The sequence below is a fragment of the Hominimerdicola alba genome (assembly GCF_900112155.1).
GTDB lineage: Bacteria > Bacillota > Clostridia > Oscillospirales > Ruminococcaceae > Hominimerdicola > Hominimerdicola alba_D.
Genome location: NZ_FOKQ01000015.1, coordinates 43,923 through 65,202 on the forward strand (window position 1 = coordinate 43,923; position 21,280 = coordinate 65,202).

General features: G+C 45.6%; 35 protein-coding genes. 18 read left to right on the forward strand and 17 right to left on the reverse strand.

Annotation, left to right across the window (positions count from 1 at the left end; genetic code table 11):
- Positions 1–138: 138 nt before the first annotated feature.
- The 18 genes from BM265_RS19730 to gpmI all read left to right on the forward strand — a co-directional run bounded on the left by BM265_RS19730 (position 139) and on the right by gpmI (position 11,978).
- Positions 139–459 carry a hypothetical protein gene (locus BM265_RS19730; RefSeq protein WP_207646974.1) on the forward strand — a complete coding sequence of 107 codons (321 nt, stop codon included), beginning with the start codon at positions 139–141 and terminating at the stop codon, positions 457–459.
- A gap of 23 nt (positions 460–482) precedes the next feature.
- Positions 483–1,574, forward strand: coding sequence for a hypothetical protein (locus BM265_RS09650; protein WP_074961357.1), 1,092 nt, complete (start codon positions 483–485; stop codon positions 1,572–1,574).
- Between the two features lie 185 nt (positions 1,575–1,759).
- Positions 1,760–2,146: a hypothetical protein gene (locus BM265_RS09655; RefSeq protein WP_207646975.1), complete on the forward strand. Its 387-nt coding sequence runs from the start codon at positions 1,760–1,762 to the stop codon at positions 2,144–2,146.
- A 38-nt stretch (positions 2,147–2,184) separates the two neighbouring features.
- Positions 2,185–2,703, forward strand: coding sequence for a hypothetical protein (locus tag BM265_RS09660; RefSeq protein WP_074961361.1), 519 nt, complete (start codon positions 2,185–2,187; stop codon positions 2,701–2,703).
- Positions 2,704–2,730: 27 nt separating this feature from the next.
- Positions 2,731–3,249, forward strand: a complete 519-nt coding sequence (locus BM265_RS09665; RefSeq protein ID WP_074961363.1) for a hypothetical protein — start codon at positions 2,731–2,733, stop codon at positions 3,247–3,249.
- A 27-nt stretch (positions 3,250–3,276) separates the two neighbouring features.
- Positions 3,277–3,792, forward strand: coding sequence for a hypothetical protein (locus tag BM265_RS09670; RefSeq protein WP_074961365.1), 516 nt, complete (start codon positions 3,277–3,279; stop codon positions 3,790–3,792).
- Between the two features lie 42 nt (positions 3,793–3,834).
- Positions 3,835–4,353: a hypothetical protein gene (locus BM265_RS09675; RefSeq protein ID WP_074961368.1), complete on the forward strand. Its 519-nt coding sequence runs from the start codon at positions 3,835–3,837 to the stop codon at positions 4,351–4,353.
- Positions 4,354–4,388: 35 nt separating this feature from the next.
- Positions 4,389–4,616: a hypothetical protein gene (locus tag BM265_RS20390; protein WP_074961370.1), complete on the forward strand. Its 228-nt coding sequence runs from the start codon at positions 4,389–4,391 to the stop codon at positions 4,614–4,616.
- A 64-nt stretch (positions 4,617–4,680) separates the two neighbouring features.
- Entirely contained in the window at positions 4,681–4,881 is a 201-nt protein-coding gene (locus BM265_RS09685) for a hypothetical protein (protein ID WP_074961372.1), read from the forward strand.
- Positions 4,882–4,892: 11 nt separating this feature from the next.
- Complete coding sequence (locus BM265_RS09690) at positions 4,893–5,408, forward strand: hypothetical protein (protein WP_074961374.1); 516 nt, start codon at positions 4,893–4,895, stop codon at positions 5,406–5,408.
- A gap of 50 nt (positions 5,409–5,458) precedes the next feature.
- Complete coding sequence (locus tag BM265_RS09695) at positions 5,459–6,331, forward strand: DegV family protein (protein ID WP_074961377.1); 873 nt, start codon at positions 5,459–5,461, stop codon at positions 6,329–6,331.
- Positions 6,332–6,643: 312 nt separating this feature from the next.
- Positions 6,644–7,006, forward strand: a complete 363-nt coding sequence (locus BM265_RS09700) for a hypothetical protein (RefSeq protein ID WP_074961379.1) — start codon at positions 6,644–6,646, stop codon at positions 7,004–7,006.
- Positions 7,007–7,010: 4 nt separating this feature from the next.
- Positions 7,011–7,505, forward strand: a complete 495-nt coding sequence (locus BM265_RS09705) for a hypothetical protein (RefSeq protein ID WP_074961381.1) — start codon at positions 7,011–7,013, stop codon at positions 7,503–7,505.
- A gap of 1 nt (position 7,506) precedes the next feature.
- The gene (locus BM265_RS09710) at positions 7,507–8,049 is read left to right on the forward strand and encodes a DUF3592 domain-containing protein (RefSeq protein WP_074961382.1); all 543 of its coding nucleotides are present in this window, start codon (positions 7,507–7,509) and stop codon (positions 8,047–8,049) included.
- Between the two features lie 206 nt (positions 8,050–8,255).
- Positions 8,256–8,435: a hypothetical protein gene (locus BM265_RS19735; RefSeq protein ID WP_143098706.1), complete on the forward strand. Its 180-nt coding sequence runs from the start codon at positions 8,256–8,258 to the stop codon at positions 8,433–8,435.
- Positions 8,436–8,908: 473 nt separating this feature from the next.
- Positions 8,909–9,685, forward strand: a complete 777-nt coding sequence (tpiA, locus tag BM265_RS09715; protein WP_074961384.1) for a triose-phosphate isomerase — start codon at positions 8,909–8,911, stop codon at positions 9,683–9,685.
- 147 nt (positions 9,686–9,832) lie between these two features.
- Positions 9,833–10,327 (forward strand): hypothetical protein, encoded by a 495-nt coding sequence (locus BM265_RS09720; protein WP_074961386.1) that lies wholly within the window; start codon positions 9,833–9,835, stop codon positions 10,325–10,327.
- A gap of 76 nt (positions 10,328–10,403) precedes the next feature.
- The gene (gene gpmI / locus BM265_RS09725; RefSeq protein ID WP_074829251.1) at positions 10,404–11,978 is read left to right on the forward strand and encodes a 2,3-bisphosphoglycerate-independent phosphoglycerate mutase; all 1,575 of its coding nucleotides are present in this window, start codon (positions 10,404–10,406) and stop codon (positions 11,976–11,978) included.
- 383 nt (positions 11,979–12,361) lie between these two features.
- On the opposite strand, the gene rplQ is transcribed toward gpmI, so the two are convergent.
- The 17 genes from rplQ to rpsH form a co-directional block, all read right to left on the reverse strand.
- Entirely contained in the window at positions 12,362–12,703 is a 342-nt protein-coding gene (gene rplQ / locus BM265_RS09730) for a 50S ribosomal protein L17 (protein WP_074961387.1), read from the reverse strand.
- 18 nt (positions 12,704–12,721) lie between these two features.
- Complete coding sequence (locus tag BM265_RS09735; RefSeq protein ID WP_013496822.1) at positions 12,722–13,681, reverse strand: DNA-directed RNA polymerase subunit alpha; 960 nt, start codon at positions 13,679–13,681, stop codon at positions 12,722–12,724.
- A gap of 117 nt (positions 13,682–13,798) precedes the next feature.
- Complete coding sequence (rpsD, locus tag BM265_RS09740) at positions 13,799–14,395, reverse strand: 30S ribosomal protein S4 (RefSeq protein ID WP_013496821.1); 597 nt, start codon at positions 14,393–14,395, stop codon at positions 13,799–13,801.
- Between the two features lie 102 nt (positions 14,396–14,497).
- Positions 14,498–14,896 (reverse strand): 30S ribosomal protein S11, encoded by a 399-nt coding sequence (gene rpsK, locus BM265_RS09745; protein WP_002847929.1) that lies wholly within the window; start codon positions 14,894–14,896, stop codon positions 14,498–14,500.
- Between the two features lie 15 nt (positions 14,897–14,911).
- A complete protein-coding gene (gene rpsM / locus BM265_RS09750; protein ID WP_013496820.1) occupies positions 14,912–15,280 on the reverse strand; it encodes a 30S ribosomal protein S13 in 369 nt (122 codons plus the stop codon).
- A 29-nt stretch (positions 15,281–15,309) separates the two neighbouring features.
- Entirely contained in the window at positions 15,310–15,423 is a 114-nt protein-coding gene (rpmJ, locus tag BM265_RS09755; RefSeq protein ID WP_002847757.1) for a 50S ribosomal protein L36, read from the reverse strand.
- A gap of 77 nt (positions 15,424–15,500) precedes the next feature.
- Entirely contained in the window at positions 15,501–15,719 is a 219-nt protein-coding gene (gene infA / locus BM265_RS09760) for a translation initiation factor IF-1 (protein ID WP_013496819.1), read from the reverse strand.
- 17 nt (positions 15,720–15,736) lie between these two features.
- Positions 15,737–16,009, reverse strand: a complete 273-nt coding sequence (locus BM265_RS09765) for a KOW domain-containing RNA-binding protein (protein ID WP_074829246.1) — start codon at positions 16,007–16,009, stop codon at positions 15,737–15,739.
- Entirely contained in the window at positions 16,009–16,755 is a 747-nt protein-coding gene (gene map / locus BM265_RS09770; protein WP_074961389.1) for a type I methionyl aminopeptidase, read from the reverse strand. The genes BM265_RS09765 and map overlap by 1 nt, the downstream gene beginning before the upstream one ends.
- A gap of 23 nt (positions 16,756–16,778) precedes the next feature.
- Positions 16,779–17,414, reverse strand: a complete 636-nt coding sequence (locus BM265_RS09775; protein WP_074961391.1) for an adenylate kinase — start codon at positions 17,412–17,414, stop codon at positions 16,779–16,781.
- Positions 17,415–17,444: 30 nt separating this feature from the next.
- A complete protein-coding gene (secY, locus tag BM265_RS09780) occupies positions 17,445–18,755 on the reverse strand; it encodes a preprotein translocase subunit SecY (RefSeq protein ID WP_074961393.1) in 1,311 nt (436 codons plus the stop codon).
- 2 nt (positions 18,756–18,757) lie between these two features.
- Positions 18,758–19,198, reverse strand: coding sequence for a 50S ribosomal protein L15 (gene rplO, locus BM265_RS09785; RefSeq protein ID WP_074961396.1), 441 nt, complete (start codon positions 19,196–19,198; stop codon positions 18,758–18,760).
- Positions 19,199–19,216: 18 nt separating this feature from the next.
- Entirely contained in the window at positions 19,217–19,396 is a 180-nt protein-coding gene (gene rpmD, locus BM265_RS09790; RefSeq protein WP_013496813.1) for a 50S ribosomal protein L30, read from the reverse strand.
- Positions 19,397–19,410: 14 nt separating this feature from the next.
- A complete protein-coding gene (gene rpsE / locus BM265_RS09795) occupies positions 19,411–19,914 on the reverse strand; it encodes a 30S ribosomal protein S5 (RefSeq protein ID WP_013496812.1) in 504 nt (167 codons plus the stop codon).
- Between the two features lie 18 nt (positions 19,915–19,932).
- Positions 19,933–20,292, reverse strand: a complete 360-nt coding sequence (gene rplR, locus BM265_RS09800; protein WP_024858061.1) for a 50S ribosomal protein L18 — start codon at positions 20,290–20,292, stop codon at positions 19,933–19,935.
- An 18-nt stretch (positions 20,293–20,310) separates the two neighbouring features.
- Positions 20,311–20,862, reverse strand: coding sequence for a 50S ribosomal protein L6 (rplF, locus tag BM265_RS09805; protein WP_074961399.1), 552 nt, complete (start codon positions 20,860–20,862; stop codon positions 20,311–20,313).
- Between the two features lie 16 nt (positions 20,863–20,878).
- Positions 20,879–21,277 (reverse strand): 30S ribosomal protein S8, encoded by a 399-nt coding sequence (gene rpsH / locus BM265_RS09810; protein WP_024858063.1) that lies wholly within the window; start codon positions 21,275–21,277, stop codon positions 20,879–20,881.
- Positions 21,278–21,280 lie beyond the last annotated feature (3 nt).

Below are 21,280 nucleotides of genomic sequence, written 5' to 3' on the forward strand. Positions count from 1 at the left end.
ATAGGTATGATATTTTTTCATATAAATTGTTTAAACATAAAAAATCCGGTATCAGAAGCAGTAATATATATAATGTATTTTTTACCCTTGGTTATATTTGCTTTTTTCATTATACTATTAAGCTATATGCCTGTAACGATGGTTGCAGATGAAAACGCACTGAACGTCAAGGTGCTTTTTCGGAAAACCGCTATAAGATATTCCGATATTGAAAGTATAAGTTTAGTTCGCGAATTCAGAAAGCCGGAACTCCGCGGCGAACAAAACCATTATAATGAGATACTGACAATAACCGATATCAATAAAAAGAAATATGTCTATTACAAAAAAATCGATCTGGATCAGGACGAGATAGCAATGAACCCTGCCGATCTGACAGTACAGTTTGAGAACAGCACGTTTTCACAGCTGAAACGCTACATCGAGGAACGCATCCCGATCATGCAGGCTGAAATATAACTGACCTCAAAAAGGACAAAAAAATGAAAGGAAAATACCAATACAGCACCGTAAAAGATACAACCACCCCGGAAGCTTTGATATTGTTCGCCGGGCTGGGACTGATGATATATTTATGCGCGAACCATTCCGATCTTGAAAGACTAACATTCTGGATACTAACTTTTATATGTGTCTCAGTGCTTGGCTGCTGGATCGGACGTTTCATATTCCCTATGCGCGTTGCCGCTGATGACTATGCTGTCACATTCAGCAGGATATTCAGAAAGAAGATACCCTATTCTTCAATAAAAAGCATCGACCTGCGCACCGAAAAAAGAACATACAAAACCAAATCGGGAAACAGAACAGTCCGACATACGACCACTACCGAGATAATAACTTTCCACTGTGAAAAAGGCGACCATTCATTCGCAAGCGAATTAGAGTCATCGCAAAAAAGTCTCGCATGGGTAAATAATTCAACGATCGTCTCCCCCGATGACATGACATACAGCCCTTTTTCACGGCTGAAAGTCTACATCGAAGACAAGATAATGAAAGACAGCCGAAGTATACCCGATACTGACCCCAAAAAAGAACAAAAGAAAATGAAAGGAAAATACGAATATGACTCCACCAAAAAAGTAAGTACCCTGAACGATATATTAATGATCAGCGGGATAATAATACTTATATTTGCACTGTTAAACTATGGTGATCTTGAAGATCAGGGTTTCTGGTTATTGATTTCTATAGCGGGCTCCGCGCTGATCTTCTGGGGCGCACGTACCTTAGTCCCTATGCACTTCACCACCGATGACAACTCTGTCACATTTTACAGATTCTTCAGGAAGAAGATAGCGTATTCTTCCATAAAAAGCATAGATCTGCGCAGAGAAAAAAAGCCATACAATGCCGACGAAGTCCGTGCGTTTGACATAAAGACATATTATATTGAGATACTGACTTTCCACTGTGAAAACGGCGATCATTCATTTGCCTGCAAATCAGAACCATCGCAAAAAACTATTACGTGTTCAAACAATTCCGAGATCGTGTCCCCCGATGACACAACATACAGCCTTTTTTCACGGCTGAAAATATACATAGAAGACATAAAAAAGAAAAGCTGACAAAACATACATGGTGACAGATATAAAATACCATGAAGGAGGATAACAAAATGAAAATCAAATATACATACAGAAGCGATTATCTACGGGCTGTTATTATATGGGGAACGTCAATAATTATATGTACTATGGCAGTTGCTTCCGTAGTAAAAAATGAAATAGTATTATTATCATTGTGCATATTTATGTGTGTTTTCTTTGTAATATGGGTTTACTTTTCCTGGCTGTTCCGCAATTTACCTGTAGAGATATCTGCAAGGAAAAAGACACTGAAAGTCACAGTTCTTTTTCGGGAAACCGTTATAAGATATTCCGATATTGAAAGTATAAATATAGAGCGCGAATTCAGAAAGGCAGAAATGCGTGGTGAACGTGACTGCTATAATGAGATACTGACAATAACCGATATACATAAAAAGGAATATGTCTATTACCGAAAAATCAACATCGACTACGACAAGGTAGCCGATGATCCCGATGAACTAAAAAAGAAGTTTGAGAACAGTAAGTTTGCAAAACTGCAACGCTACATCGAGGAACGCATCCCGATCATGCGAGCTGAAAAAATATAAAAACAGAGAGATAACATATAAAAAGAAGGAATAACAAAATGAAAATCAACTATAATTTCAGAAGCAATTTGCTTCCGATCATCACCCTATTATTAGCGTTTATACCACTTGTTCTTGGTGCAGGTTTAACAATCTCGCTGAATAATGACGTATCATCCGTGCTTAAACCGGTTGTTATTATAATGTATCCTGTCATAGTGCTCGCCTGCTATATACTGTTAAAAAATTTGCCTGTAGAGATTTTTGCAGACGAAAACGCACTGAATATCAAGGTGCTTTTTAAGAAAACCGTTATAAGATATTCCGATATTGAAAGTATACGTTTAGAGCACGAATTCAGAAAGGCAAAACAGCGCGGCGAACAAAACTGGTATGGTGAGATACTTAAAATAACCGATATCTATAAAAATGAATATGTCTATTACCGAAAACTCGATCTGGATCAGGACAAGATAGCCATGAACCCCACATATCTGCCGGAACAATTTGAAAACAGCGAGTTCGCAAAACTGCAAACCTACATCGAGGAACGCATCCCGATCATGCAGATCAACTAAACAAAAAGATAGAAAGAGTGACAACACATGAAAGAAAAATATATTCGCGAACATGACGCTTCCGAAGGGATGGCTCTCGGCTGCGGCGGTGTATTTGTAATGATATGGTTACCGATGCTTATTGGCGTACTGATAGGCACACCAGCAGGTGAAATGGTGGCTGTGCTGGTATTTGTAATACTGCTGACCGCAGTATTGATCATCGGCGCCGGTCTGGAGAAAGGAAGCTTTGAAGCAGATGATACTCAGGTTACATTTTCTTGTCTCGGCAGAAAAAAAGTTATACGATACGGCGAGATCAGAAACATGAAGCTTGAGCGACACAACAAAACATACAACACACGCACAGGCATGACAAGATACTACATCGAGACCCTGACCATAAATGCAAAAGAGAATACTTACGTCTTTTCGGCAAAAATGGAACTCGACTACGACGTAGTAGCCATGGACCCCGATGACCTTAAACGTCAGTTTGAAAACAGCAGGTTCGCAAAGCTGAAAACACACATCGAGGAACACATTCCGATCATGCAGATCAACTAAATAGAAAGATAGAAAGAGTGACAACATATGAAAAATAATTATACACGCGCATCCGACTTTTTTTCAGATGAGGCTATCGCTTGGAGTGGTATACTTCCTTTATTTATACTGTTACCGCTGTACACGACGATAGATAATGACAAAACAATATTTGTTCCTATTATTCTTATCGGAATTTTCGCACCAATAATAGTAATGTCATTTCTCAACGTGATGATGCAGGAAATAAGCTTTGATGCAAATGATACTCAGGTTACATTTTCTTGTCTCGGCAAAAACACTGTTATAAGATACGGTGAAATAAAAGATATGAAAATTGAACGTCGCAATAACGAGTTCAAAACAAGATCGGGCATCCAGAGATGCTACGTCGAGACCCTGACCATAACAACAGCATCGGAAACTCATGTCTTCTCAGCTAAAATGGATATCGACTACGATAAGGTAGCCGCGAACCCCGCTGAACTGACAGTACAATTCGAGAACAGCAAGTTCTCACGCCTCAAAAACTACATCGAGGAGCGCATTTATATAAATATATAAATGCGGACAGGCTAAGAAAAATCTGACAAAGGAAATGAAAAAATGAAAGAAAAATACGACTATGACACTGTCAACGATACCTCTGCCACGGAAGGTTTAATATTTTTTGCCGCAGTTGGACTGATGATATATTTATTCATGAAAGGTGACCATCTCGATAGACGGATATTCTGGATATTAGTTTTTATATCAGGTTCCGTGCTGGCATTCTTTATCGGACGAATCTTAGTCAGTGTGCGCTTTTCCGCTGACGACAACGCTGTCACATTCAGCAGGATATTCAGGAAGCGGATACCCTATTCCTCAATAAAAAGCATCGATCTGCGCACCGAAACAAGATCGTTCAAGAAAAAAAAGACGAAGTACCAAATTGTCACATATACAGGTGTCACCGAAATAATAACTTTCCACTGTGACGACGGCGACCATTCATTCGCGAGCATACTTGTCCCGCCGCACGACACATCCGAACCGTCAGGTGTGTCAGCCGAGGACATGGCAAACAGCAAGTTCTCACGCCTCAAAAACTACATCGAGGAGCGCATTTATATAAATATATAAAAAGAGAAAAATAACATATAAAGAGGAAACAACAAATGAAGATAAAATATAAATACAGGAGTCCGTTATTTTACGTTTTGTTTTATGGCGGCATAGTTCTCATGATCTTGCTGGCATATTCAGGCGTGAGATTGCGGGAAGAAGACGCAGGCATCATCCTTATATCCATAGCAGTATACATAGTACTGCTTTATTATACTGTCAGTTGTACCTGTGAGTATGCACGCCCGAAAACGATCCGTACTTATAAAGGTATTCTTTAAGAAGACCAGAATAAGATACCGCGATATATCAGAAATATCAGTTGAACAAGAGTTTCAAACGGCGATGATACGCGGTGATCAGGATCACTACAATGAAATACTCACCATAGAAACAAAATATGGTAAACGCTATATTTACCGCCGCAGGCTTGATATCAATTATAAAAACCTGATACGTCACCCCTGCGATCTAAAGCGTGATTTCAATGAAAGCAAATTCTCTCAGCTGAAAACTTACATTGAGGACATGATAAAGACAACCTGATAAATGAAAAAATGAAAGAAAAATACGAATATGACACTGTCAAAAACTCTGTAATGGATGGTTTACTATTTTTGGTTGGGCTTGGACTGATGATATATTTATTCGGGAGCGGTTCCGAACTTGAAAGACGAACATTCTGGATATTAGCATTTATATCGGGTTCTGCACTGGCATTATTTTTCGGACGTATCGCAGTTTATGCGCGCTTTATCGCTGACGAAAACTCTGTTACATTTTACAGAGTCTTCAGAAAAAAGATAGCATATTCTTCAATAAAAAGCATCGACCTACGCACCGAAACAAGATCGGCCAAGAGAAAAGAGACAAGGTACAAAACTGTCACATATACAGGTGTCATCGAAATAATAACTTTCCACTGTGATGATGGCGACCATTCATTCGCGTGCGTACTGATACCATATCATAACGCTAGTAAACCGTCAGGTGTGTCCGATGAGGACATAGCTAACAGCAAGTTCAAACGCCTCAAACGCTACATCGAGGAGCACATTTATATAAATATATAAATAATAACATATAAAAAGTAAAATGGATATAATCCAAGGAGGAATATCAAATGTCTAAAATAAAAATAATGACAGATTCAGCCAGCGACATCTCTATCGAGAACGAGAAGAAGTATGAAATTCACGTAGTCCCTTTCAAGATGAGCATGGGTGACAAGAGCTACACCAGCCGCGTGGATTTCGACAACGAGAAGTTCTACAAAATGATGGAAGAGTACGACGGTATCCCCCTGACATCACAGATAACTTCCTTTGAATTCGTGGAGAATTACAAGGAGCTGTACAACGCCGGTTATACCGATGTTATTTATGTCAGCATCAACTCAAAGGGTTCTGCCACCTACAACAATTCCGTCATGGCGGTCGAGCAGTTCTATGAGGAAGTTCCCGAAGCCAAGGACAAATTCCGCGTGATCAACATCGACGGCAAGGGCTACACAGGCGGATACGGTTATGCAGTAGTTGAAGCCGCAAAGAAAGCCCAGAAAGGCGCATCCGTTTCCGAGATAGAAACTTTTATCCGCGACTGGGTAGACAACTGCGTTATATTCTTCGGAATGTACTCGCTCCAGTACGCTAAAAAGTCGGGACGTATCCCCGCGGCAGCTGCATTTGTTGGCGAGATAATGGGACTCCGCCCCGTATCCCGCATTCAGCACAACCAGATAATCACAGAAGCCAAGGTGCGCGGCGACAAGGCGCTTATCCCCAAGATAATCGAACTCACCGCAGGCGAGCAGATACCCAAGACCCCTTACTGCATCGTATACGGCAACGACACCGAAGTCCGCGACGAGATGGTTCAGGCTATGACCAAAAAGCTGGGTTATCCCCCTGCTGACTGTTACCAGATAGGTTCCGAGATTGCGGTAAACGCTGGTCCCAAGGTCATCGGTGTAATACTCAAGTCACAGAACAAGTGATAATATTAAGGAGCTGTTTTCGGACGGCTCCTTTTTTCTTGCAGATGTCACAGTTTCATAGGTGAGGATATGTACATTTTGCTTTTGTGTCGTCATTCAGAACGAATGTTCCACGTGGAACATTTTCTTTTTTGGCGGACGAACTGCGGGTGGGTCGCCCCTCTCTCCGTTCTGGTCGCTGGTTTGCTATCTTTCCGCAAAAAACGGTTGACCTTACTCTGCTGATGTGGTATAATATCTGTGAATAATCCTGTGTTTGGGCGCATAGTATTGATGCCCCGCATTATCACAGCATATGAAAGGAGAATCATCATGTACGAAGAATTTTCAGCATGGCTCGATGAAAAGCTGGAGAACGGTCTGCCCGATACCGCAGTGGCAGTTAATTTCAATATCTACGAGGAGGAAAACAACGGCTGGACTGTTCAGCTTATAGCCTCCGACAGATTTGACGCTCAGGACGATGAATGGGCTTGCTTTGAAGTATATTCTACCGAAGAAGACCTTTACTACTGGGAAAAGGAATACAGCTGGGAGGAAGCTCACGAAGATGTCCGCGAGCTGATAACCGCTTATCTTGAAAAAGGAAAATTCGCAGATATGCTCAAAAACTTCCGCGCAGTAGGTTTCGGCTTTGTTGACGGCGACCTTGAACTTGCCTACGTAAGGGAGTGATATCATGAACGATCTTGATATTGTAATGCTGGTATGCCTTGCATTAGTTGCGGCGGCGTTGATCGTCACCGATATCAGGGTAATAAAAGCTTGGAAAGCCGCAAAGGATAAAGTCACCCTTACGGAGATAGGCGATGTCCTCTGCATGATACTTTTTGCCGCAGGCGTTACCTGCTGTTATTCAGTGGATAATATGTCTCTGCCGGTATACGTGCTTTCGCTGATCGTCACACTGCTTTTCCTGCCCTGTGCTTTCACGATAATCACCCCCGATGGCATTATCGTCCCCGAGATAAAAAAGGACTGTCTCCGCCCTGCTGCTGATTACAGCTATGATTATTTCCAGGGCAAGGTCATCAAGGAGACCCTGAATATCTACTACAACAACGGCAGACCGCTGAAACTATATCTCGGCATAAAAAGCACAAAACTGATAACTATGCTGAACAACAATTATGAAAAGCACGGGTACGAAAACCCCATGCTGAGGAGTGAATAAGATGGAAATGTATAAACTTCTTGCCCTTGCAGACGACACCGACAAAACTTTTGACGGTCTGTTCAGCGGCGCGGGTCATATCGTGGGGATAGTGCTTGTCGTTACGGGACTACTTTTGCTGTACATAGCATTCAAAGTCGCCAAAGGGTACAGCTTCATTCCTACCCTTGGCAGTGAGACTGTCATCAAGGAAGATAACTATGTTGAGGGCACAGCCAAGGCAGTTGAAAAGAAAGTTACCAAAATGCCCGACCCCAACGGCGGCGAGGACAGAGAGTTCGTGGAGTGGAAGATAGTCTACACCGCGGACGGTGAAGAGTATTCTCAGGATATTCCTGATGACGGATATTCCGAGGGTGAAGAGATAAAGATCAAGTACGATCCTGCAAAGCCCTCAGCATATTATATCGCAGAGGAAAAAGAGGATACCGACGAAAGTGAAGACACATCCGATGAGGGCAAAAGCAAAATGACAGGGCTTATCCTCGGAGTACTGGGTGTGCTGGTGATCCTCGGCGGCGTGGCACTTTATTTTAATTCGTGATCATAATCGTAAACCAGTGGTAAACTGCCAAGGAAGAGAGCTTTTGGTCAAGCTTTTCGCGAAAAGCTTGCGGAGAGCTCGAGAGGCAGAGCCTCTCGGTCAAGGCACCAAAGCGACGCGACAATAAAGCAGTAAATAGCACAGCAAACTACCCGCCCTGTCAAACAGGCGCGGCAATATCAAAAAATCGAGCGTGGACAATACAAATGTCCACGCTCTTTCTATGTGCGGAAAATATTGTCGCGCCGTCATCGGACAGCGATAGCGAATCCGATGACTCGCCCCGAGGAACGATGGGCGAAAACTCGCCAACTATCGCAAACAGCAAACTCTCGACTATACTTGCAAAGTCCGATTTTAAGGGTGATAGCATCGTCGGAGAATAAACACAACAGAGTGCCGTCAGCTTATCGGAAGTACTGCGGTAGCCAAGGTCGCCCCTGACGGGGCGAGAAATCGGATTCGCTTTGCTGTCCGATTTCGGGCGCGGGCAATATTCACGCGGATAGTTTGTGCGGTGGCATACGTTTGCATACGCTCGTATCGTTTATTATTGCCCGCGCCCTATTTGGACGTTAGTTTGCTGTGCTATTACAGCACCATTGTCACGATGGTTTTGCACCTTGATGCGAGGGCTCTGCCCTTAACAGTCAGCTTTGCTGACTGTGGCTCCCCGCAAGCCTTTCGCGAAAGACTTGAGCCAAAGCTCTTTTCTTTGGCTATTTCCGCAAATTTACGGTTTCCAACCCTCACCAATTGTTAAAATTTTATCCGTAAGCATTGACATTGAACCGCTATTGTTGTATAATTGATGATGTAGGTTTTTATCTTATTTTTTCAATACAAAGGAGTAATTAAAATGAAGAAATCCGTAAGAAAAGCTATCATTGCAGGCAACTGGAAAATGAACAAGACCCGTCCTGAGGCTAAGGAGCTTCTGGAAGCTATCAAGCCCCTCGTAGCAAACGCTGAGGGTAAGGTCGAGGTCATCGCGTGTGTACCTTTCACCAATCTGGAGACTGCTGTTAATACTACCGCAGGTTCTAACGTAAAGGTAGGCGCTGAGAACGTTCACTTCGAGAAGAGCGGCGCTTTCACAGGTGAGATATCTGCTGATATGCTGACTGAGCTGGGCGTTGAGTACGTTGTTCTCGGTCACTCCGAGAGAAGACAGTACTTCGGCGAGACCGACGAGACTGTTAACAAGAGAACAAAGGCTGCTCTGGCTGCAGGTCTGAAGCCTATCGTTTGCGTTGGCGAGCTGCTCTGGGAGCGTGAGTGCAACATCACTGAGGAAGTTATCGCTCGTCAGATCAAGCTTGACCTCTTCGACGTTTCTGATGAGGACGTTAAGAAGACTGTTATCGCTTACGAGCCTGTTTGGGCTATCGGCACAGGCAAGACTGCTACTGCTGATCAGGCTGAGGAAGTTTGCGCATTCATCAGAGCTACACTTGCTAAGCTCTATGACGAGGCTACCGCTCAGGCAGTAACTATCCAGTACGGCGGATCCATGAACGCAGGCAACGCTGCTGAGCTGCTCAGCAAGGAGAACGTTGACGGCGGTCTTATCGGCGGCGCTTCCCTCAAGGCTGCTGACTTCAACACCATCGTACAGGCTGCAGTAAACGGCTAATATCTCTGATACAGTAAACACATCGGGGGGCGGGCGAGCCCGCTCCCTTTTTTCATAGAGTAATTGGGGAATTTGGGGAAATTCTTGCAACAAGTATATTCAGCGGTAAATATCCGCCGTTTGATATTATTCATGAGGTGTGTAAAAATGAAAAGAAGCAGGCTGCTGCGCAGACTTATGACTCTTTCGGTAGTATCCGAAGTCATCTATATGTTTTTTATAACTGTACTGTTGATCTTTCGTCCCGCATTTTATGACGATGCACTGATAAAATTCTATAATATAGATATCAGCGAAGTCCCCGCAAACAATCCCGACATGACACTTGCTGCCGTACTTCTGGGCGGCGTTATACTCTACTTTATATTCTGGTTCTTGCTTAAACTGATGATGGATAAGGATATGGACCCGAAGCTTATCGGCGTACTGTCCTTCCTTATGCTTCCTGCATCTACCATTGTTTCAAGACTGCTGTTCTCAAAATCGGTGAGATCGGCGGCTGAACTTGGCGCTGATGTCAAAGCCTTTACCCAGGCACATTTCCGCATTATGGAATACTGCGGCTGGGCGAACCTTGCGGCATTTATCTTCATGCTGATGGCTTATGCCGTTTGCAGACAGAGATTCTCCGATCTCGACTGAGCAAGCAGATATTGATACGGTAATAAATCATAAGGTTTATTATACAAACATCTAAAATAGAAAGGACGTATTTATTATGTCTAACAAAAAAATCGTTCTCGTTGTAATGGATGGCATCGGCATCTCCGTTACACATCTCGGTGACGCTGTTACCGAGGCTAACACTCCCACACTGGACAGACTGAGAAAAGAGTGCCCCTACACCACTCTGAAGGCTCACGGCAGTGCAGTTGGTCTGCCTACCGATGACGATATGGGTAACTCTGAGGTTGGTCACAACGCACTGGGCTGCGGTCAGATCTATTCTCAGGGTGCTAAGCTCGTTAACGAGTCTATCGAGAGCGGCAAGATGTTCGCTTCCGCTACATGGACCGAGCTGGTAAACAACGTTAAGACAAAGAACAGCACTCTGCACTTCATCGGTCTGCTGTCTGACGGTAACGTTCACTCCAACATCTCCCACCTGAAGAAGATGATCGCTAAGGCTAAGGAGCAGGGTGCTGCTAAGGTAAGAGTACACGTACTCCTGGACGGCAGAGATGTTCCCGCTACCAGCGCTCCCCTTTATATCGAAGATCTTGAAAAGTGCATGGCTGAGCTGAATGACGCTACATTCGATGCTAAGATCGCTTCCGGCGGAGGAAGAATGAAGGTCACCATGGACAGATATCAGGCTGACTGGGATATGGTAAAGCTTGGCTGGGAAACTCACGTAAAGGGCGAAGGCAGACAGTTTGCAAACGCTCTTGAAGCTGTTGAGACTCTCAGAAACGAGACAGGCGCTATCGACCAGGATCTTCCTGCATTCGTTATCGCTGAGAACGGCGCACCCGTTGGCAAGATCGTTGACGGCGACAGCGTTATCCTCTTCAACTTCCGCGGCGACAGAGCTATCGAGCTTTCTATGGCATTCGACGCAGGCGACGAGTTCAACTACTTCGACAGAGGCGTTAAGCCTGATGTTATCTATGCAGGTATGCTGGAATATGACGGCGACCTCCACATCCCCAACAAGTACCTCGTAAATCCTCCCGAGATCAAGGATACCATGAGCGAAGTTCTGGAGAAGGCAGGTCTGAAGTCCTACGCTGTATCCGAGACCCAGAAGTACGGTCACGTTACATATTTCTGGAACGGCAACAGAAGTGAAAAGTTCGCTTCCGAGGTTTGGAAAGAGATTCCTTCCGATAAGGTTTCTTTCGACCAGAGACCCTGGATGAAGTCCGCTGAGATAACCGATGACCTCATCGAAGCTATCAAGAGCGAGAAGTATGACTTCATCAGATGCAATTTCCCTAACGGCGACATGGTTGGTCACACAGGTTCTATGGACGCTACCATCATCGGTGTTGAGTCCGTTGACTTGGGTCTGACAAGACTGCTGAAGGTTTGCGAAGAGTACGGCTACACTGTTCTCATCACAGCTGACCACGGCAACGCTGACGAGATGCTGGAGAAGAATAAGAAGGGTGAGATCAACGTAAGAACAGCTCACTCCCTGAACCGTGTTCCTTTCTTCATCGTAAGCAAGGATAAGTACGAGATCAAGGACGCTGACAGCGAGAAGTACGGTCTTGCAAACGTTGCTCCTACCGTTCTCAAGATATTCGGTATCGAAGCTCCTGCTTGCTGGGAAGATTCAATGATCTAATTTAAACATTGATCGGTGAGTACATGGTACTCACCGATTTTTTATTGCCTCATACAATGATCTATCACAAGGAGTGCGAGTTTTTATTGAGGAGGACCCTTTTTCAAAAGGTTCCTCCTCAAACTCCTTCCCCGAAAATTTTTAACTCTTTTTGGCAGGGGGCAGTTATCTTTATAAAGTTAAAATTGTAAGATTACTAACCAAACTTTCGGAAAATAGCTGCCCCCTGCCAAAAAGAAATGAAAGTCTTTCGAAAGGGGTCTGGGGAATAACCTTTCTTCAGAAAGGTTTTCCCCAGCAGAATCCGCTGTACATTGGATAAATTATTATTTACAGCAATAAAAAAGACCGCACCTTGAGGTACGGTCTTTATGGTTAGTATATTAAACCAGCTGTATGATAGCCATTTCAGCAGCGTCACCGCGGCGGGGTCCGATCTTGATGATCTTGGTGTAACCGCCCTTACGGTCTGCGTAGTTAGGTGCTATCTCATCAAAGAGCTTCTTAGCGACAGCTTCCTTAGTTACATAAGCGAATACCTGTCTCTTGGAATGGAGATCGCCTGCCTTACCGAGAGTTATCATCTTCTCGGCCATAGCAGCAACTTCCTTAGCTCTGGTTACAGTTGTTTCAATCTTACCGTTTTCCAGAAGGAAAGTAACCATAGCTCTCAGCATAGCTTTTCTCTGGTCACTGGTCCTTCCCAGCTTTCTTGTGCCTGGCATAGATTTTCACTCCTTACATTAATTATCTTCCTCAGAATTGAGCTCATAGCCCAGTGAATGAAGCTTCTCACGAACCTCGTCGAATGACTTCTTACCGAGGTTACGAACCTTCATCATTTCTTCTGCTGACTTTTCGATCAAATCGTTGACTGTGTTGATGCCTGCGCGCTTCAGACAGTTGAATGAACGCACGGATAAGTCAAGTTCCTCAATGGTCATCTCAAGGATCTTTTCTTTGCCCTGATCATCCTTTTCAACAATAAGTTCCACAACGTTGGTCTCTTCGGAGAGATCAACGAAAGGATTAAGATGCTCGTTGAGGAGTTTGGCTGCCATTGAAACAGCTTCCTTGGCAGATATAGTACCGTCAGTCCATACCTCCAGCGTGAGCTTGTCAAAGTCGGTAATGTGTCCTACACGGGTATTATCAACAGTGTAGTTTACCTTTAATACCGGCGAATAGATACTGTCTACAGCAATGATGCCGATGGGTGCATTCTGCATAAGAGACTTGTTCTTCTCAGCAGAAACGTAGCCTCTGCCGCGGTCGATAGTGATCTCCATATACAGTTTAGCGCCTGCGCCCAGTGTTGCGATGTGCATATCGGGAACCAGGATATCTACTTCGGAATCAGCCTTGATGTCGCCTGCGGTAACAACGCATTCGCCTTCAGCTTCAATGTAGATAGTCTTGGGACCCTCACCGTAAAGCTTTGCAGTCAGACCCTTGAGGTTAAGGATTATCTCAGTGACATCTTCCTTAACACCGGGTATTGTTGAGAGTTCGTGGTGTACACCGTCGATCTTTACAGAAGTAACAGCTACACCGGGTAAAGAGGAGAGCAGTACACGTCTCAGACTGTTTCCGAGAGTTATACCATAGCCGCGCTCCAGAGGCTCGAGAATAAACTTGCCGTATGTTCCGTTGCTTTTGAGCTCAGGCGTTTCGATCTTTGGCTTTTCTATCTTTTCAAGCATTAGTAACCCTCCTGTATTCAAACATGAATTGTAATGTGTCCGAAAGTTCCAGATTTCATGCAGTTTCTGCGGGGCTGTACCATAAACAGGTACAGCGCACCGAGAACCTTACACTTATTACTTGGAATACAGCTCTACGATCAGGTGTTCCTCGATCTCGTAATCGAGGTCTTCCTTAACAGGCATACGAACTACCTTAGCAGTCTGGTTCTCCTTGTCCATATCGAGCCAAGTAGGAACTACTCTGCCAGCAGTAGTCTCGATGATCTGCTTGAACTTGGGGCTCTTCTTGCTGTTCTCCTTCAGGGAGATAACGTCGCCGGCCTTGATCCTGTAAGAGGGGATATCAACTCTCTTACCATTTACGAGGAAGTGACCGTGAACGACCAGCTGTCTAGCCTCACGTCTGGTCATAGACAGACCCATTCTGAAAACAACACTGTCGAGTCTGGACTCGAGTATTGTCAGCAGATTAGTACCTGCCTGACCTTCCATCTTCTGAGCGATCTCAAAATAGTGATGGAACTGCTTCTCCAGTACGCCGTAGATGAATCTCAGCTTCTGCTTTTCCTTCAGCTGAAGACCGTACTCGGATACCTTCTTACGCTTGTTAGCGTTGGGGTCACGCTTAGTTTCCTTAGCAACGCCCATAACCATGGGGCTGATGCCAAGATACTTACATCTCTTGAGTATTGGTTCTCTGTTTACTGCCATTTTAATGACCTCCGTTTTCTAATTTGATATCGGGCTTTAAGTCTTATGCCTATGCTGCTTTACCCGACTTTGAGTTAAACTGCAAACTCAAATAACTTATGATTACACTCTTCTTCTCTTGGGGGGACGGCAACCGTTGTGAGGGATAGGAGTAACGTCCTTGATAAGTCTTACTTCCAGCTCCTCTGACTGCAGCGCTCTGATAGCAGCTTCTCTGCCTGCGCCGGGTCCCTTAACGAATACCTCAACGACCTTCAGACCGTGCTCCTTAGCAGCTCTTGCAGCAGTCTCTGCGGCTGTCTGAGCAGCGAAGGGAGTAGACTTCTTGGAGCCTCTGAAACCGAGTCCGCCTGCGGAAGCCCAAGAAATTGCGTTGCCCTGCATATCAGTGATGGTAACGATGGTGTTGTTGAATGTGGACTGGATATGAACCTGTCCCTGTTCAATGTTCTTTCTTTCACGACGGCGACGTACAGTCGTCTTCTTCTTAGCCTGAGCCATGCTTCATACCCTCCCTTACTTCTTCTTGTTAGCGATGGTCTTAACAGGACCCTTACGAGTTCTAGCGTTCGTCTTGGTTCTCTGTCCTCTAACGGGCAGGCCCTTTCTGTGACGAAGGCCTCTGTAGCAACCGATCTCTGTCAGTCTCTTGATGTTCAGAGCAACTGTTCTTCTCAGGTCGCCCTCAACAGTCAGGTTGTGATCTATATACTCACGAAGCTTAGCTACGTCATCCTCAGACATATCCTTAACTCTTACGTCGGGATCAACGCCTGTTTCCTTGATGATCTTAGTAGCAGTCTTCTGACCAATGCCGTAAACGTAGGTAAGAGCGACTTCAATTCTCTTATCTCTGGGCAGGTCTATACCAGCAATACGAGCCATTATTTAGCTGCACCTCCATTATTGGTTTGTTAGCCCTGACGCTGCTTGTGCTTAGGATTCTGGCAGATAACCATGATCTTGCCTTTCCTCTTGATGATCTTGCACTTTTCGCAGATAGGCTTAACTGAAGGTCTTACTTTCATTGAAATACCTCCTTCGATTATCCGAGCCTCTCGGCTCTCATACGTATAAGGGAAAGCCGTTGCAGCAACCGCTTTGCTTACTTAGCTCTCCAGGTTATTCTTCCCTTTGTCAAGTCATAAGGCGACATCTCGACTGTGACCTTATCACCGGGCACGATACGAATGTAATTCATACGCAGCTTACCCGAAATATGAGCAAGAATTTTATGACCGTTTGTGAGTTCAACTTGGAAAGTCGCATTAGGCAGTGCCTCAACGACCGTTCCCTCAACTTCAAGTACATCTTCTTTCGACATTAAAAAACCTCCCCACTCTAAGGTCTTGTCTGCTGCCGATCGGTATGGGTCAGGTACCGAAAGATCAGCCGTCTTAACTTCTTGTCAGTCAGATCACCCGTATATAACGGTGCGTCCGCAGGTGAAATGTGCTTTATGTTTTTCTTCTTCGGACTGCCGACTTTTCGGTGTCTGCCGTCCGCGATATACACAAAGCCGCCGTCTACTCCCACTGCAACAAAGCAGGAGCCTTTCTCACGGCCTGCCAGCGCCCAAACCAGTGAACCGACCTGTATAACACAATCTGTCATCACAGTCTGCTGAGTATTACACAGCCGTCCTGAGTAACAGCGATAGTGTGTTCAAAATGTGCGGACCATTTACCGTCAAGGGTCTTGACTGTCCAGCCATCGGGCAATACCTTGATACCTGCGCCGCCCATGTTTATCATAGGTTCGATGCAGATCACCATGCCTGCCTGAAGCCTTACGCCGTGGCCTGCCTTGCCGTAATTGGGAACCTCGGGATCTTCATGAAGATCTCTTCCCAGACCGTGTCCGCAATATTCTCTGACGACTGAAAAACCTCTGTCTTCGTTGTACTTCTGTATAGCGGCACCGATGTCGCCTATCCTTACGCCGGGCTTCACCATTTTGATAGCCTCATAAAGACTTTGCTCGGTCGAATCCAGAAGTGCCTGAACGTCGTCTGAGATCTTGCCGCAGGCAAATGTCTTGCAGGAATCTCCGTGATATCCGTCCACGAAAGCTCCCGTATCAACGGAAACTATATCGCCTTCGAGGATCTTCCTGCTGCCGGGGATACCGTGGATAACTTCGTCATTCACGGATATGCAGGCTGCAGCGGGGAACCCGCCGTAACCCTTGAATCCCGGCTTAGCACCGTGGGAGAGAATGTACTTCTCTACCACTTTGTCCAGTTCATGAGTAGTCATGCCCGGTCTGAGTGCTTCACCTGCTGCCTTAAGTGCGCCTGCTGTTATAAGACCAGCCTTGCGCATCTTTTCAAGTTCCTTATTGGATTTAATACATATCATTTATATCGCGCTTTCTATAAGTCTCAACCTTTGAGAACTGCCATAACTGCTGCAGATGTCTCTTCAACAGTTTCGCGGCCCTTTACTGAGGTGAGTTTGCCCTGCTTCTCGTAGTAACCCTTGAGAGGCTCGGTTGTTTTATGATATGTGTCCAGTCTGCTCTTAACAGTCTCGGGCTCATCGTCCTTACGGATAACGATAGGCTTGCCGCATACATCGCATACGCCTTCTACCTTAGAGGGTTTGAATTCCACGTGGTAGGTAGCACCGCAGTCGAGGCAAACTCTTCTGCCCGAAAGTCTCTGCTGAATAGTTTCATCAGCAACATCTATCTCAATGACCTTGTCGATCTGAACGCCCATAGCGTCCAGAGCCTCGGCCTGAGGAACAGATCTGGGGAAACCGTCGAGAATGAAGCCATTCTGTGCGTCAGGCTCAGCAATTCTGTCCTTCAAGATACCGATCACGATATCATCGGAAACAAGTGCGCCTGCGTCCATAGCTGCCTTCGCCTTCAGACCATACTCTGTACCTGCCTTAACAGCAGCTCTGAGCATATTGCCTGTGGAAATGGTAGGAATGTTCAGCTCCTTGCAGATGTTCTCTGCCTGAGTGCCTTTGCCGGCACCGGGAGCGCCCAAAAGAATGATGTTGTTCATTAGTCTTACCCCTTTCTCGATCGGAATTGATTATTTCAGGAAGCCCGAGTGATGACGCATCATCATCTGAGATTCCATAGTTCTTGCTGTTTCAAGCGCAACGCTTACAACGATGAGTATAGAAGTACCGCCCATTGCAATATTCATCTTGGTTATAACAGTGAATATGATAGGGAAGATAGCGATTATACCCAGGAACACAGCTCCCACCAGAGTGATCTTACTGAGGATCTTCTGGAAGTAGTCGCTGGTAGGCTTACCGGGTCTTATACCGGGTACGCCGCCGTTGTTCTGTCTGAGGTTATTAGCGATCTCGATCGGGTTATATGACATACTTACATAGAAGTAGTTGAACGCGATTATGAGAACGAAGTACAGAGAAGCGTAGAACGGATGTGTATACTCAAACCATTTCAGCAGGTTATAATAGAATGTGCCTGACTTAGGCTCGCCTGTAAAAAGCTTGAGTGTTGCGGGGATAGACATAAAGCTCATCGCGAAGATGATGGGGAGAACGCCGCTCATCGCGATCTTGATCGGGATGAATGTGTTCTGTCCGCCGTACTGCTTTCTGCCTACAACTCGCTTAGCATACTGTATCGGTATTCTTCTCTCGGCATTGTTCATAAAGATTATGAATGCGATCATGAGGATGAATACCACGATGATGATAGGAACAAGGATCATATTCTTAGCCTCGCCTGTCTTCATCAGTTCGAAGAGACCGAGAACTGCGTCTGGACCTCTTGCGATGATACCTGCAAACAGCAGCATGGAAACACCGTTACCGATGCCCTTTTCATTTATCCTGTCGCCCAGCCAGATAGTCAGCGAAGCGCCTGCTACGAAGCAGAGGATAATGATGACTTCAGTGAAGTATCTCTCAAAGGTCTGACCTGTGTACAGTACTATCTGCTGACCGTCAACGTTCATCAGAGTTCTGTAGTAAGCCCAGCCCTGGAACAGTGCGATACCAAGTGCTGTGTACTTGGTGATCTTGTTCAGAGTCTTTCTGCCTTCCATGCCTTCCTTGGAGAGTCTCTCCAGAGGAGGAAGAGCGTAGGTCAGCAGCTGAATGATGATCTGCGCGTTGATGTAAGGACCAACGGACAGAGCCATCAGTGTTGCCTTTGAGAAGTTACCGCCCGAGAGGACGTTCAGGTAACTGAAGAAGTCACCTGAATCTTTGCTGCCCTGGAACCATGTGTTCAGTGCTGCAGAATCGAGATAGGGGACCGGTACGGAACCGCCTATTCTGTATATTACGATGATGAAAAATGTAAATAGAAGCTTTCTTCTTAATTCCGGAACCTTCCAGGCATTACGAAATGTCTCTATCACAATTACATCACCTCAGCCTTCCCGCCTGCCTTTTCGATTTTCTCCTTAGCTGCTGCTGAGAACTTAGCAGCCTTGACGGTAAGGTTTTTGGTGAGCTCTCCGTTGCCGAGAACCTTAATTCCATCCATCTCCTTCTTGATGATGCCCGATGCCTTGAGGAGCTCAGTATCAACTACTGTTCCGTCAACGAACTTTTCAAGATCAGAAACATTGATGATCGCATACTTAGTTGCGAATATATTATTGAATCCACGCTTAGGAATTCTTCTTGCAAGAGCGGTCTGACCACCCTCGAAGCCGGGTCTGATGCTGCCGCCGGATCTAGCCTTCTGGCCCTTGTGACCCTTACCTGCAGTCTTACCGTTTCCTGAACCGTGACCTCTGCCCACACGCTTAACGTCTCTTACTGCGCCGGGATTAGGTGATAATTCGTGAAGCTTCATGTTGTCGCACCTCCCTGCTTACGCTTCGGTTACTTTAATAAGGTGGGATACCAGCTTGATCTTGCCCTGTGTACAAGCGTTGTCGGGCTGCTCGGTCGTATCCCCGATTTTTCTCAGACCAAGAGAATTTGCAGTGGCGATCTGCTTTTCGCTTCTGCCACTCAGGCTCTTAGTCAGCTGAATTTTCAGGTTAGCCATACTGTTTATCCTCCTTATTCAAATATTTCCTTAACAGTCTTGCCTCTCAGTTCAGCGATAGCCTCAGCGCTTCTTACGCTGGTCAGACCGTTGATTGTTGCTCTTACTGCATTGTAAGGATTGTTAGAGCGAAGCGACTTTGCTCTGATATCTCTTATGCCGGCTGCTTCAACCACTGCTCTCACAGTGCCGCCTGCGATGATACCTGTACCGGGAGCGGCGGGCTTGAGGAGAACCTCACCTGCGCCGAACTTACCAACGATCTCGTGAGGGATTGTTGTACCCTTCAGGGAGATCTTGACCAGGTTCTTCTTAGCGTCCTGAATAGCCTTTCTGATAGCGTCGGGAACTTCGCCCGACTTACCGATGCCGAAGCCAACGATTCCGTTGCCGTCGCCAACTACTACAAGTGCGGAGAACTTCATGATACGGCCGCCCTTAACAGTCTTGGATACTCTGTTAATTGCTACGACCTTTTCCTGCAGCTCTTCGATCTTTGAAGCATCTATTAAAGCCATTGTATTTCCTCCTCTACCTTAGAATTTAAGTCCGCCTTCACGGGCACCGTCTGCAAGCTCCTGCACACGGCCGTGATAAAGGAAACCGCCTCTGTCGAATACGACATTTTCAATTCCCTTTGCCTTAGCAGCTTCTGCGATCATCTCGCCGACCTTACGTGCGCCTTCCTTGTTGCCGCCGTTGCCCTCGAAGCCCTTAGCCATAGAGGAAGCGGAAGCCAGTGTTACGCCGTTAACATCGTCGATGATCTGTGCATATATATGCTTAGAGGAGCGGAATACGTTGAGGCGAGGGCATTCGGGAGTACCGCTGATCTTGTTGCGGATTCTCTGATGTCTCTTGATTCTAGCCTTAGCTCTGTCAAGCTTTTTAACCATAGTGATTCTCTCCTTTTATTACTTCTTAGCGCCTTTACCGGCCTTACCTTCCTTACGGATAATGTACTCGCCTTCGTAGCGGATACCTTTACCCTTATAAGGCTCGGGGGGACGCTTCTCGCGGATCTCACAAGCAAACTGACCTACTTCCTGCTTGTCGCAGCCCGATACAACGATGTGGTTGGGATCGGGAACTTCGATCTTGATAGTGTCAGTCTCTGCAAAAGTAACCTGATGAGAGAAGCCCAGGTTCATAACCAGGTTCTTGCCCTGCTTCTGTGCTCTGTAACCAACACCAACGATCTCGAGCTTCTTAGAGAAACCGTTTGCAACACCCTCAACCATGTTGTTTACGAGTGTTCTGGTCAGACCGTGCAGACTCTTGTGGAGCTTATCCTCAGAAGGACGCTCAACAGTAACAGTGCTGCCGTCAACCTTTATTATCATATCCTTGTGGAATGTTTTTGTAAGTGTGCCCTTGGGACCCTTAGCTGTAACAACGTTGCCATCAGCAACCTTTACCTCTACACCTGCGGGAACAGTAATGGGCTTCAATCCTATTCTTGACATTTCTCAGCCCTCCTTATTACCATACAAATGCGAGGACTTCGCCGCCGACATTCAGCTCTCTTGCCTTCTTGTCAGTGATAACGCCCTTGGAAGTGGATACGATTGCGATACCCATACCCTTGATAACCTTAGGCATATCCTCACAGCTTGCGTAGATCCTCAGACCGGGCTTAGAAACTCTTCTCAGCCCTGTTATAACGGAATTTCTGTTCTCATCATACTTGAGAGTGATCCTGATGATACCCTGCTTGCCGTCTTCAATAACGGTGAAGTTCTTAACATAGCCCTCATCAACGAGGATCTGTGTGATAGACTTCTTCATGTTAGATGCAGGTACATCGACAGTCGCATGCTTAGCAGTGCTAGCATTGCGTATTCTTGTTAACAGATCTGCAATAGTATCTGTAATCTGCATTGT

Bases quoted from the DNA above. Each gene is read 5' to 3' on its own strand.
- gpmI (WP_074829251.1), top strand. From the start codon at position 10,404: ATGTCTAACAAAAAAATCGTTCTCGTTGTAATGGATGGCATCGGCATC.
- rpsD (WP_013496821.1), bottom strand. From the start codon at position 14,395: ATGGCAGTAAACAGAGAACCAATACTCAAGAGATGTAAGTATCTTGGC.
- BM265_RS09650 (WP_074961357.1), top strand. From the start codon at position 483: ATGAAAGGAAAATACCAATACAGCACCGTAAAAGATACAACCACCCCG.
- BM265_RS09665 (WP_074961363.1), top strand. From the start codon at position 2,731: ATGAAAGAAAAATATATTCGCGAACATGACGCTTCCGAAGGGATGGCT.
- BM265_RS09675 (WP_074961368.1), top strand. From the start codon at position 3,835: ATGAAAGAAAAATACGACTATGACACTGTCAACGATACCTCTGCCACG.
- BM265_RS19730 (WP_207646974.1), top strand. From the start codon at position 139: ATGGTTGCAGATGAAAACGCACTGAACGTCAAGGTGCTTTTTCGGAAA.
- BM265_RS19735 (WP_143098706.1), top strand. From the start codon at position 8,256: ATGTCCACGCTCTTTCTATGTGCGGAAAATATTGTCGCGCCGTCATCG.
- rpsK (WP_002847929.1), bottom strand. From the start codon at position 14,896: ATGGCTCAGGCTAAGAAGAAGACGACTGTACGTCGCCGTCGTGAAAGA.
- rpsH (WP_024858063.1), bottom strand. From the start codon at position 21,277: ATGCAGATTACAGATACTATTGCAGATCTGTTAACAAGAATACGCAAT.
- map (WP_074961389.1), bottom strand. From the start codon at position 16,755: ATGATATGTATTAAATCCAATAAGGAACTTGAAAAGATGCGCAAGGCT.
- BM265_RS09765 (WP_074829246.1), bottom strand. From the start codon at position 16,009: ATGACAGATTGTGTTATACAGGTCGGTTCACTGGTTTGGGCGCTGGCA.
- rplR (WP_024858061.1), bottom strand. From the start codon at position 20,292: ATGGTTAAAAAGCTTGACAGAGCTAAGGCTAGAATCAAGAGACATCAG.
- BM265_RS20390 (WP_074961370.1), top strand. From the start codon at position 4,389: ATGAAGATAAAATATAAATACAGGAGTCCGTTATTTTACGTTTTGTTT.
- BM265_RS09720 (WP_074961386.1), top strand. From the start codon at position 9,833: ATGAAAAGAAGCAGGCTGCTGCGCAGACTTATGACTCTTTCGGTAGTA.
- rpmJ (WP_002847757.1), bottom strand. From the start codon at position 15,423: ATGAAAGTAAGACCTTCAGTTAAGCCTATCTGCGAAAAGTGCAAGATC.
- BM265_RS09670 (WP_074961365.1), top strand. From the start codon at position 3,277: ATGAAAAATAATTATACACGCGCATCCGACTTTTTTTCAGATGAGGCT.
- BM265_RS09655 (WP_207646975.1), top strand. From the start codon at position 1,760: ATGTGTGTTTTCTTTGTAATATGGGTTTACTTTTCCTGGCTGTTCCGC.
- BM265_RS09695 (WP_074961377.1), top strand. From the start codon at position 5,459: ATGTCTAAAATAAAAATAATGACAGATTCAGCCAGCGACATCTCTATC.
- rpsM (WP_013496820.1), bottom strand. From the start codon at position 15,280: ATGGCTCGTATTGCTGGTATAGACCTGCCCAGAGATAAGAGAATTGAA.
- rplO (WP_074961396.1), bottom strand. From the start codon at position 19,198: ATGAAGCTTCACGAATTATCACCTAATCCCGGCGCAGTAAGAGACGTT.
- BM265_RS09700 (WP_074961379.1), top strand. From the start codon at position 6,644: ATGTACGAAGAATTTTCAGCATGGCTCGATGAAAAGCTGGAGAACGGT.
- BM265_RS09690 (WP_074961374.1), top strand. From the start codon at position 4,893: ATGAAAGAAAAATACGAATATGACACTGTCAAAAACTCTGTAATGGAT.
- rplF (WP_074961399.1), bottom strand. From the start codon at position 20,862: ATGTCAAGAATAGGATTGAAGCCCATTACTGTTCCCGCAGGTGTAGAG.
- rpsE (WP_013496812.1), bottom strand. From the start codon at position 19,914: ATGGCTTTAATAGATGCTTCAAAGATCGAAGAGCTGCAGGAAAAGGTC.
- BM265_RS09710 (WP_074961382.1), top strand. From the start codon at position 7,507: ATGGAAATGTATAAACTTCTTGCCCTTGCAGACGACACCGACAAAACT.
- BM265_RS09685 (WP_074961372.1), top strand. From the start codon at position 4,681: ATGATACGCGGTGATCAGGATCACTACAATGAAATACTCACCATAGAA.
- BM265_RS09735 (WP_013496822.1), bottom strand. From the start codon at position 13,681: ATGCTTGAAAAGATAGAAAAGCCAAAGATCGAAACGCCTGAGCTCAAA.
- BM265_RS09775 (WP_074961391.1), bottom strand. From the start codon at position 17,414: ATGAACAACATCATTCTTTTGGGCGCTCCCGGTGCCGGCAAAGGCACT.
- infA (WP_013496819.1), bottom strand. From the start codon at position 15,719: ATGTCGAAAGAAGATGTACTTGAAGTTGAGGGAACGGTCGTTGAGGCA.
- BM265_RS09705 (WP_074961381.1), top strand. From the start codon at position 7,011: ATGAACGATCTTGATATTGTAATGCTGGTATGCCTTGCATTAGTTGCG.
- rplQ (WP_074961387.1), bottom strand. From the start codon at position 12,703: ATGCCAGGCACAAGAAAGCTGGGAAGGACCAGTGACCAGAGAAAAGCT.
- rpmD (WP_013496813.1), bottom strand. From the start codon at position 19,396: ATGGCTAACCTGAAAATTCAGCTGACTAAGAGCCTGAGTGGCAGAAGC.
- BM265_RS09660 (WP_074961361.1), top strand. From the start codon at position 2,185: ATGAAAATCAACTATAATTTCAGAAGCAATTTGCTTCCGATCATCACC.
- tpiA (WP_074961384.1), top strand. From the start codon at position 8,909: ATGAAGAAATCCGTAAGAAAAGCTATCATTGCAGGCAACTGGAAAATG.